The organism is Methanolobus mangrovi (assembly GCF_031312535.1).
Taxonomy (GTDB): Archaea; Halobacteriota; Methanosarcinia; order Methanosarcinales; family Methanosarcinaceae; genus Methanolobus; species Methanolobus mangrovi.
In genome coordinates, this window is the sequence record NZ_CP133594.1 from 886,280 (window position 1) to 898,816 (window position 12,537).

General features: G+C 36.7%; 3 protein-coding genes. All 3 read right to left on the reverse strand.

Going from position 1 to position 12,537, the window contains the following annotated elements; translation table 11 throughout:
- Positions 1-63 precede the first annotated feature (63 nt).
- The 3 genes from RE476_RS04330 to RE476_RS04340 all read right to left on the reverse strand — a co-directional run bounded on the left by RE476_RS04330 (position 64) and on the right by RE476_RS04340 (position 12,470).
- Positions 64-837 (reverse strand): hypothetical protein, encoded by a 774-nt coding sequence (locus RE476_RS04330; RefSeq protein WP_309309180.1) that lies wholly within the window; start codon positions 835-837, stop codon positions 64-66.
- A gap of 165 nt (positions 838-1,002) precedes the next feature.
- Positions 1,003-8,667 (reverse strand): NosD domain-containing protein, encoded by a 7,665-nt coding sequence (locus RE476_RS04335; protein WP_309309181.1) that lies wholly within the window; start codon positions 8,665-8,667, stop codon positions 1,003-1,005.
- Between the two features lie 191 nt (positions 8,668-8,858).
- Positions 8,859-12,470: a PKD domain-containing protein gene (locus RE476_RS04340; RefSeq protein WP_309309182.1), complete on the reverse strand. Its 3,612-nt coding sequence runs from the start codon at positions 12,468-12,470 to the stop codon at positions 8,859-8,861.
- Positions 12,471-12,537: the final 67 nt, after the last annotated feature.

Below are 12,537 nucleotides of genomic sequence, written 5' to 3' on the forward strand. Positions count from 1 at the left end.
GAAAAATTCTCCTTCAAAATCATTCAACTTTTCTGCATAGACGGATGAAAAGGGAAGGACACTTCATCTTTCCCCTAACCGATACAATCCAGCCAAACAGAAAATCAAAAGAGATACTGTAAACAGATTGTCATATCCAACCTTATTTTCAATGGATTCTGAGTTGGAATATAAATCATCAGATTCTGCTGATTCAGATGCAGTTGACTTTTTCGATTCTTCATTAACATCCAAATCCAAGCCTTCAACTGCAGATGTTGTTATATTTTCACTTACCTCTGCTTGTTGAAAATTATCAGTAGAAGTAGACGAAAAGCCTGAAGTCTTTGAATCACTTACACCGGAAGCAACATCATTTGAATCATCGCTAACCAACTCTGAAATTATAATTTGTGAATCACCGCTTACTGGAATGGAAATTCTATTACCACCTTGAGCAGGCAGTTGTCTCCCAAGGACATTTCCACTTATAAGGTATTCACCAGATTCCTCTGTTTCTGGAACTTTTAGTTTGTATTCAATCGTCGTGACTGTACCATAAGGAACATTATTAGAAAAGTCACTCCATATCCATTCATTGTTCGACGCTGAGTATGTAAAAAGTTCAGAACTGGTTACTTCCACTTCCCACCCTGAAGGCACCATTTCCTGAAGACCAAGCGTAACAAGTTCTGTATTTGTAGTTATACTAACTGAAACTACTAATGCATCTCCTGTATTTATCCCATATTCCGAGATTGATCTTGATACAGTAACCTCATCTGCTGTAACCAGTGTTACAGACAGGATCAATACAACAAATGTAGCAGTTGCTACAAGAAAACTTCTTTTATTCAAGACAATAACCACCCAAACACCTTATATCTTTATTTTTACTTTTCAAATTAATATATAATTCTTCTCTTATTATATCAGACAGAAATCCTGATAGACAACTGATTTAGAACCACAGATACACTCATCACAGGAGATTGAATATATCTGCATCATCTGGAGTTTATTTTATCCAAACCTCCAGCTATAAATCAAATCCTGCAATCTAACAAGATCAACAAGCTCACCTGTTAAGGTTTGTACTCCAAATCTCCAGCAGTAGATTGCATCCTGTAGCTCGATGAGGGTTATGGATTCACCACCATCGGAATCTGGGTCATTCCAGGGATTCCAGTCATTTGTAGGATTAAGCCATCCATTTTGATCCATGAATGGATATGCATCTGCAAAATCATCTGTTATATTATAGGGAATATCCCCTATACCATCACTACCCAATACATTTTGAGAGAGACCACTAAAGTTGTCTACACCCAGATAATCATTCCAGTAATTTCCACCTGTTGGGTACTCCATGTTCCAGATATTGCTTCCAAGATCATTTACTTGTACAGAGTTATTCACAAAGTTGTTATGCACTACTGAATTGTTATATGAACCGTACAGGTCCATACCTATATTATTACCAGTTATTGAATTCTCAAAGATATTGCACTCTTGAACAGAGTCCAAATATATACCGGTAGTACAATTCTTTACAGTAAAACCTGTTATATTGACATTGTTTGCTGATACAATAATACCATTTGCATCTAAATTACCATCTATGACAGTATTGTTCTTATTTTCCCCAATCAAATTCAATGGCTTATCGATAAGAACTTCCTCTGAATATATACCATCATAAACAAATATCGTGTCTCCGATATTTGCATCATCCAGACCTTTCTCGATAGAATTCCATTCATGTCTAATTGGTGAATCTACGTAATCATCATCCACATAAATGGATTTTATCTCCTCTATATTCAATGTAAACGGTACATTTTCAACTGAACCATTGTTATCAGATATCACAACCGAACCTGTAAATGTAGAACCCGACGTTACTGTATCGGGAATATTCACTGTAAGGTTGGCGGTGATTTCAGAACCTGCCGATATTGTGTAGTCCGAAACATCTATGTCAATGTCTATATAGGTGATCTTTTCATTATATTCATTAGTTAAGTTAGATAAACTAATGTCAGATAAAATCAAATCGCTGAAGCCACCATATTCATTAATAGTTATGCTTTCTTCAATTGTATCTCCTAATGATCCTGAAATATCAATGCTAGATGGCATTGCACTAATCATAGGAGGCAATTTAGGAACCTCAGTAATAGATAAGCAATATGCTTCTTCACCTTCGGTTTCCACTGCTACAACTCTAACTGAATACGTATTTTCTCCTGAATTATTTACAATGATCCATTCCGGTATGCAATCAGAACCAGAGTAGGAAGCACCTTGGATTTCATTTTCGATAAGACCTGTAGAATAATTTAATCCAACATGGTTTCCGTCTGAATCATATAGATGAAGATCTAAGTCACTTCCTGGATACGTAACAGTATAAATTACTTGTTCCGTAGAGGAATCAGTATCGTATATTTTCTCTGCCATTTCCCCTTCTACTAAAACTCCATTTTGAGTATATTCTAACATCTCTTCATTCTCATCTGAAAATGTCACTGTGCCCCAAAAATTACTTTCAGCATAATAAGATGTTGCAGAAACTGTGGCTAAATATTTAGTATATAACCCAAAAGAATCTCCATTTGGTACTATGTAATTAAAATCAATTTTCAGGGATTCACCTGCTGGAATTTCTGTATATCCTTCACTGCCAGCAATTGAGATTACATCATTCGCATCTACACTCAAGTCTTTTTGAGGATATGGCTTTACGTCCACAAAAACATTAACTTTTGCATCATTTTGACCAGAATTCTCTACCAGAACATAGCCAGTTCCACCATACCAATCACCATTTGTATCCGAATCTAAAGTTGCTGGAGAGAAGTATACTTCTTTAATCTCAAGAGAATTTATCTGAGGGTTAAGGCTGAATTCAAGAGATTTTGTAAAAATGTCATCCACTGCAATAACCTCATTTTGCATTGAAAACAATGAGTTAAAACAATTGAAGACCAGCGTTTCACTGTAAGTTAAATCAACTTCTTCAAAATGATAATTTGCTATGGCAGACATTCCAGTAAAGTAAACACTTTCAGCAATCAACATGCCTCCGCTTAATCCACCAGAAGGAATTACAGCAATACACTTTGCTAGTCCAACAATAGGGACCGCATAAGCCGTTATTCGGGCATATTCAGAACTCTCTTCTTTATCCAGTATCAATTGATCAATGGTCTTGTCAAAAGTATTGAGACAACCAATTTTTATCGTTGATGCAGACTTGTCTTCTGGGTTCAGATATACAACATTGCGTTCTGAACGTAAGCTTTGATCTAAATCTGTATTTAATGTTTGAAGATATAGCAGTACGTCTTGTGTTGGATAATCCGTCAAATCCTTATTTCTAAATTCATCCTCAAATTCAGAATAAGATGTTTCAATATTTTCAAGATTAAAGTTGCAATATATCCCTTCTTCGTTATAAAGAATTTGTTCTTTAGATGCTTCTCTTATATATGTTTCCAACTCGTCAAGAGTTGGTTCATAATGGTAAGACTTTATTTGGTTTTTATAGCCTACAATAACGTTATTGTAACCAGTGTTTGTTGAATCACATACTTCAATACCCAAAATACTTCCATAACTGTTTCCGAAACTTTCAATCGAATAAAGATCCTCAAAATTTGAAGTTTCTTTGAACCTTAAACAGAAAACATTAGTTGATCCTTCATATAAAAATGAATATATTATTTCATTGTTTATTGGAACTTCATTATCTATATCTCCAATAGTTATATCTGCATCAAGCATTTTTCCTACAATTGTAAGGTGATTTTCCCCTACTTTCTCAAAGAAACCATTCTCATAACGATAAATTTCTATGTAACCATTTTTGTCTGCAACACCAATTTCATTTCCATTATCTTTTGTATTATCAACATCTCCTACACAGATTCCTGTTGCTTCAGATGAACCTTCAAAATCTTGAGTGGAGACTATGTTTTTTAAGCTACTGTCAAAATTAATAATCTCTATCTTTGTTTTGCTATCTTCTGAATTAAAGCATAAAATGCTTAGATCACTAGAGTCGTCATTAAGAACATCGCCAATCGAAAGATCAAGGATTTCATATCCCTCTTCAATTGCCATATTAATCGAACATTCTGTCTCAAAAAATTCAAGATTGTTTTCATTAAAATCATTCACACCTTTGTATACATAGGTGTTGTGTTTATCGTAGAATAACAAATCATTAATGCCATCGGAATTCAAATCCTCTGACAATATTTTTAAATCACCGTTATATTCTGGTCCGATACTATCGTCATCCCAAACCGATATATTTTCGAAATCACCTTTGCTAAAATTATAAGTATACATCTTAAGTAAAGATGGTAAATATTTTGATTGTCCCCCATCATTCCATGTTTTTGGTTCAGTTAGAACAATTATTCTATTTTCATTTTCATTTTCATATTTTGTGAAGCTCTGTATAGATAAAACACCAGCATTCACATCTCTGCATTCAATAATTCGATGTCCAAAATCTACAGAACTATACGAATTCAACAATTTCTGGGCAAGTTCTTCATCATATCCCTGGTAAAACTTGTCTATGACTACATCGAGACCCACATCCACAACATAAAATACATATGAAGTAACACTGGTAACACCATTAATTAGTTGTAAACCACCCAGTACAAAATCACGTTCCTCTTTATCATAAATTACTCTTCCAACCTTTGCCTGCATAGATGCAGTTTTTTCTACATCATGATTGATCTTTTCAATCGATTTATCCTTTAGAGCAGCAATCTCATCTAAAATTTCCTCTCGATCAGCTATTCCATTATTGTTATTATCAACAGGATCTCTTGTCACGATTCCACTAATAACTTCATTTACTTCCCCAAAAGGTGTGTAGTAAGCTGAGATGGTTATATCACATGGAGTTTCGGTATATATACTAGAAACGGTAGTTGCTGTCCATTCAGCCGCATAAATCCCATCTTCTGCCACACCATCATTGTGTTTTCCATCATCATAAAGCTGAATAGTATCATCTTTATTTGAAAATGATGCACGAACATAACCTATTGCAGAACCCGGTACACTGTTTCCGATGTTTTCAGTCACCTTTGCTTTTACAAGCTGAACATCGCCAGTCTTCAGTTCAAATACATCTGCTGGAGACAAAATATCAACATTCATGGAAGTAGGATCTATTCCAGTATAAATTTCAGTTCTTGAATTGTCCTCATCACTTATCTCATTAAGTTCTTCTCTTGCGTCAGCTACAACTTTGATAGTATCAGTTCCACCGGAATAAGTGTAAGTGTAATCGAAAGATTCAATACTCCACTCACCTGGCTGCAGGGAATCAACATAATCGTATTTTATGTAATCATCCATATCATTGATATAGAGATATGAAAAAGTAGACCCTGCCATAATTGAGCCTGTATTTCGTATTCTATAATATACAGCATCATCTTCTACAAAAATATCAGAAATAACAAGGTTAGAACTTGGATACACATTTTCAGTATAATTGTCAACATACCAACCCTGCTGGTCAATCTTTTCCCCTGATTCTGGATCGCGTACATAGTCACCAGTGCCATTTTTCAATGCGGCCCTTACATAGAATTCAAGTTTATCCGCACCTTCGTTGGGTTTAACTTTAATTGTGAGTGTTTTAGTTTGGCCGGTTGCCCAGCTAGAATCACACAATTCTGCAAGAGGGTTGATTGATGTTATTTGACTAGTCTTGCTATAAAGTGTGCTTCCAATTGGATACAATTTGTTGTACTCATTGCCTGTACCAGAGATCTCTAATACTTCTTCATTATTGGGGAAAGATACGGAAATGTATCCCTCGTCAGCAAACACTCCAGTGTTCTTTACAAACACTTTGATTGTCGCATTATCTCCCTCATAAACACCCATCAAAGGTTCTACGACAACACTGGTAATTTCAGGTGCAGGGGAACCGGGATACTCACTTGAAGAATTATCTAAATTCAATGTCATGACAGCAATCTCTGAACCACCTGAAGAACCAGATGGATTTGCACAGAAAACAATCTTTTTACCATCGCTACTCCAATGAGGATAGGCATCAGGTACTTTATAACCATATGTTAATCTGACCTTGAAAGTTCCATCTAAATTCCTTAACCAGAGCTCATGTTCCCCGGTTTCTGCTGATGAGTAGACTATGTAATTCCCATCTGGACTAAAACTTGGATACCAATCCATATAAGATGGATTATCTGTCAACTGACTTAGATTTGTACCGTCCGAATCGATAATCCACAGGTCACGTTTGTTTGCAGAGCCTTCTGCACTAAATATAATTTTCTTGCCGTTGGGACTCCAGTCTCCAACAAGGGGGCTATTTGAACTTAGTATTTCATGTTTGTTATTTCCATCAGAATCCATTATGCAAAGTTCGTTATCCTGTGAATAAGCAATTTTTGTACCGTCGGGGTTCCAGAATGCACCTGACTCTATCTTCGATGAATCGGCAGCCAAGGGAACCCTTGTTCCATTGTTAAGGTACACTTTATATACATCATACCAATATCCATAAACTACTGTTTCTAATAATTCATTTCCATCTGGACTAAGATCACTAAAATAATCAAGCTTCCCTTCACCAATTCCAGTTCTTATTTTATTAGAACCGTCAGCATTCATAGAATAAGAATCTCTGTCAGACCAAGCCACTCTTTCAAATGTGTAAAATATTTTTTCATCATCAAATGACCAGACAGGAGAACGTTCAGGTTCAGCTGCGTCTGTAAGTAAAGTGATATCCTGCACAATCTTATCCTGTGTAAGCTCCTCAGCAATCTCCCCAGCCTTCTCATACCTCTGGGCTTCAGTTGTGTCACCCCACATCCAGTGTACATAGAAAGCGAATTTCTGGTCCTGATTTATGGGTTGAGTGATTGGAGCTTCTAAAGTTTCACTGTAACCTCCCGACTCTGGTGAACGATCAGCATACCAACACCAATCAACCAAACCAGCAGCATAATACAAAGGATTAGCTGAATTATCATAAGAGATTCTTCCTCCCCATATAGCATCATTGGCCTGAGAAGACTCCACCCACTCCCAATCTTCTTCTTGATCAGCTTTTGGTTCTACTATAAGACAAGTATAACCATCATTTGTATCTTTGTAGAATTGATAAGGATGTGACAAAGATATGTCTGAAAAATGAGCATTGGTTATTGTAGCTCCTGTGTTAGCAGGGGTAGCAATCTGTTTAGTGCCACCACTAAATGTCACAGTATTAGTCAACTCAGAATCCGGACTTGATCTTATTCCTACAATATCATTGACTTCAGGAGAAACGCACCAGGTGAACATCAACGCATAGGTAGATTCCATTGAACCTCCAGTCCGTGGTATTACCTTTGCATCACCATTCGGATAAATCTCCCATCTTACAGTTCCTGTAACTGTTTCAAACTCAGAGGTAAAATCAATAATTACTTTTTCTTCTGTCGCTTCGACTATATTATGTGAATATGCTCCACCACTCACACTTCCTGCATATAGTTCACCACCACTACTCTTTGAAGTGATTGCTCCCCAGCTTGCAAAACCAAAATAAGGATATTCAAGAGTTGTATCCTCAAACCCAATATCCTCATCATAAATTCCATCGCCATCATGGTCCACCCAGAGTTCACGGGCGAAACCACCGTTTGCAAGGTAGTACTTAACTCTTGGAGTTTCGACGATGACACCGTCTGAGACTTCAGAAACTGTAAACTCACCTATTTTTTCACCAAGTGTCAATTCATAGATAGCTCCTCCGGAAAATAGGATTTTATTACCGTTCGGATGCCAGTCAGGAGTATGGCCTTCAACTCCGTCTTCATAATAATTTGTTAGCTGGGTCTGCTCAGTACCGTCAGCTTCCATAACCCACAAATTTTGATGTGATCCGGCTACTTTTTGATAGCTTATGTATTTCCCATCAGGACTCCAATCCGGGCTACCTTCCGTGACAGAACCAAAGGTCAACTGTTGTTTACCTGTGCCATCAACATTCATGGTCCAGATATTAGTGTAAGGCCAAGTGCCAGAATAGTAAGCAATTTTTGTGCCATCTGGACTGAAATATGGATCTCCATTGTATAATCCATCGTCAGTTAATTGCACTTTGTTTGAACCATCTGAGTTCATAATCCAGATATTACCTTTCTTCCCACCATCATAGTAATCACAGTATACTATTTTACTTCCTTCTGGACTGTATCCAACACCTCCAAAGTCCAGATTCTGATCAGTTGTAAGACATGTCTTTTCAGAGCCATCTAAATTTATCGTGTAAAGACCATAAGTTCCTGAAACACCGTACAGAGAATCGCGGAACAATATTTTGTCTCCAAGAGGACTCCATTCTATACAGTATAACCAATTTGAATCAGGAACTATTATTTCACTTAAATCTTCGTTTGTCAAATCAAATATCCACATTGAGCTGGAGTCAGGATTTCCATTATTTGTACAAAAAACTATTTTGTTACCTTCAGGATTATAACTTGGATTTGATTCTGTATCCAAATCAATTATTTCCTTGATCCCTTCATTCGAAAAAGTACTTGCTAATCCTATACCACATGTTGCTACTATAATCAAAATAACAGCTATGCCACTACCACTAACTTCAGATTTTAATCTCATATTCCAACCCCATAATTTTATTTCAAATTCAATCTTTACATAACAAACCCCAGTGGTGTAATGACTTTAACAAAATAGGCCTCATTTCATGCTAACAATAAGAGCTACCTACCCACCCTTACATTCAATTCACTACACCACATTTTAATTCATGAAAATAATTGAGTACAAAACTAAGAGTTCTACACAAATCAATATCCAAACCTCCAGCTATAGATTAGATCCTGCAATCTGACAAGGTCGACCAGTTCACCTGTGGAAGTATCAATACCAAATCTCCAACAGTAGATAGCATCCTGCAGTTCGACGAGAGTTATCGCTTCACCACCGTCTGAACCCAGGTCATTCCATGGGTTCCAGTCATATACAATAATGTAATCCACCTTTGTTTCGATGTTATAACCCTCAGAGCTACTCGCATTCAGACTCACAGCATATTTTCCCTCTTCATTATAGATATGCACTGGATTCTGTTCGAATGATAATGGTGATCCATCACCAAAATCCCATTCTAAAGATGTAGCGTCGAGAGATTGATCATAGAACTGAACGGTTAATGGCTGGACTCCTGATACTTTGTCTGTAGAGAAATCTGACCATGGTGTTATTGATTGAGGATCCAGGCTTTCTACTTCAACACAAGTGGAGTATGATGCTGATGCTCCATCGTTCGTTCGAACCGTTAAAGATGGATAAAATATCCCACTTACTTCATATGTATGAACTACATCCTCTATATCTGCTGTAGTGTTGTCGCCAAAGTCCCATACATATGTCTGATTATCAGATTTAGAATCAACTTTTGCATCAAATAAAATAGATTCGCCAGTTATTATCTTTGTCCTGTCGACAGTGAATGATACTGAAGGCGCTTCGATTATTTGATCGATAACTCCATCATCGTTTATGTCTAAATTTAATGTGCTGATATCTGATGTATTGGAGAATGCGGTAGTATTTTCTCCAATGGTAACATTTTTAAAATATATTGACTGTTTTTCCTGGAAATTGTTCACACTGGATACAATATCACATTCTCCACCATCATCTTTTGGGATCATGTAGAATTTTACATTGAGGTTCAGGTCATCTACGGAAAGTACCTGAGGATGTTCATCCGGGCCTGAGTAGTAGGCTCCTGGAATTTGCATATCAATTTCACCGGTAGTTGCATTATATCCAACCCTTCTACCATATTCATCAATTGCACATAGATATGCTGGAGAATGCACTTCACGTCGTTGACTTGTTAATTCCAGTTTAGGATTGAATTTTTCTTGTACCGAGGGTGTTTTTGGAGAGCCATCAAAATTAATAAATGAAATACTCCAAGGATCAGTATCTCCCCATCTTCCATTGAAGTATGGCCATTTATGAGCGTTCATTAAGTCACTGAAAAAGTAAACATTCTCTTCAAAATCTTTATAATGGAATGTTCGACCATCACCAAAATGATAATCATGGTATATAATATCTCCTTCAAGATATAGATCTTTATAGATATGTAAACCATAATTTGAATAGCTAGCATGAGACCCTCTTGCAACAAATACTGATGGATGATTTCCTATTGAAGCAATTTGATCAGGTGTGAAACATTTGCCGTCATAATGCTGACCATACGATGCATATTCAAGATTACCTGTGTTTTTGTTAACATAAACTGTTATATGTTCCCAATCGCCTTCATGATCAAGCCAAACCTCATGAGAATTGTAATATGACAACCACCAGTATTGAATACCAATAAAATCTGTCTTACCAATTTCATCAATGTCCACAGAGAAATCTTTAATATTAACATAAACAGCCGGAATACTTTTTCCTTCATATTCACTCGCATCATTCTTCAGATCTAATTTATAAAATTGATACATAGAAGATAACGGGCCAACATATGGACTAAAAGCCGCATCATCCATGTTGTCTTCAATTAAAATCCAACCAACAAGCAGAGGTTCAAATGGAAGAACAGTCCCTTTTAAAGAACTTTCCTTTAAAAAATGCTCTACTGTTGTTATATGATACTCATCACCTTGACTATACCGAAGACTTGGCAGGTATTCCATGGCTAAATATTGATAGTCCATAATCACTTCAAAAGCATTGGATTCTGTTTGACTATCAAGTTGATCACTGAGTTCTCCGTTTGGTAACTTATCAGACCAAACTGCTACCTTTGAATCAAAACTGCCCAGATGATCCTCAGTTAGCCATGGAACATCCCATGTGAGTACAACGGTCTTTGATTCTCCAGAAGACAGGGTCACATCCTTAGAATCTATATCATATAATGTATCAAGAGAATCCCAAACAGAATAACCAATGTAAAAAGTATTTTCTACATTTCCAGTATTCCTTACTTGTACACTAACCTTAGCTTCGCCTCCGTTTGGAACAGTAACTAGATCGTAATCCACGGATATAAGTTCTGCATCAGCAGTCGATGATTGATTATTTTGCCTAGATGCCCACAATGCACCAGCAAGTTCCAATTCATTAAGCTTCTCTGAACTATTCAGGGCAGCTGTATAGAACATCCTACCGGCACCATAATTATTGGTAAACGCAAAAATGCGGTCACTTGAATAATCCCACATTGCGAGATTCATTGTAGTGTCTTGATTTAAGTTACTAACTGCAGCTCCACCCCAACCTGAACAATGGGCAAGATAATCACCGGATATCAGAGTGGTTCCAAATGGATTATCCATTGTTATTGTCGCATCACTCACACCAACATTTTCATATCTAGCCGTACCAAACCATTCAGAGATATATGAAATATCATAATAACCAAAGCTTGAGCCTATTTCTTGATATTCCTTTGGAAAATTCGAAGGTACACCAGATACCAGGACGGCACCACCACCATTGGCTATATATTCTTTCATGTAATTTGCCGTGGTTTGCCAGCATGCATCATAACTTTGCACGATTACAAGATCGTACTCATTCATGTCTTCTGGAATAGATACTGACCTTGTGATATTGAATCCTTCGTTTATCAGACGATTATACAATGAATATGATTCAATGTCCGCAGATTCATATGTCACGAATAGAGCCTTGCGAGAAGGTGAGTTTGTTTCATTTATTTCCGTAGTTATTTTTATATTATCAATCCAACATCCATTCCCAGGAGATGACGCGGATTTTCCCTGAATCACAATTTTTGAGATATCAGAATCATTTTCAGATTGTGCTATGAGACTGCCCTTATTATCACCGTCAATGTAGAGTGTCCATTTGTGTTCTGATTTTAAAAACACCAATTTGACGGTATGACTTTCATTTCTACTGATAGGATCAATTTCGAAGTGCTGACTATCTGTACGCAGTAGACATAAACATCCAGAGTCATCATTTTCCAGATGCTGGAAACCTGATTTCCAATCATCTGCCCAATAAGGACCTGTATTTAATGCGATGTTATATGATGATGAATAATCGCTGTTTGTAAGACCAAGACCGCACCCTGTATAATCACCAGATGACAGTTTGAATTGGTATGATAATTCAAAATTCTGAGATAGTAAACCTGATACTTCTGTCTCGTAAGTTGGAATGTCTTTATCATCACTTACCCGGAATAATTTCATCCAGTGATTTCCATTAATGTTCTCAATAGTGGCAGGGCCGTCTCCATAACACCATTTCCATGTTGGGTTATTAGTGAAATCTTCATCTTCATAATCATCGAAAAATATTAATGATTCATTTGATGTCGCGCTTGCTATACCTACTGCAGATAAAAAAAAGCTGCAGACAATTAAAAACACAAAACAAAGTTCTCGAATCATCTAATCAACCAACACTTATCAGATTATGTCCACTATACGATTAGCATTCCAAAGTTCAATTTGTTAA

Coding starts and splice junctions, on each gene's coding strand:
- RE476_RS04335 (WP_309309181.1), bottom strand. CDS start 8,667: ATGAGATTAAAATCTGAAGTTAGTGGTAGTGGCATAGCTGTTATTTTG.
- RE476_RS04340 (WP_309309182.1), bottom strand. CDS start 12,470: ATGATTCGAGAACTTTGTTTTGTGTTTTTAATTGTCTGCAGCTTTTTT.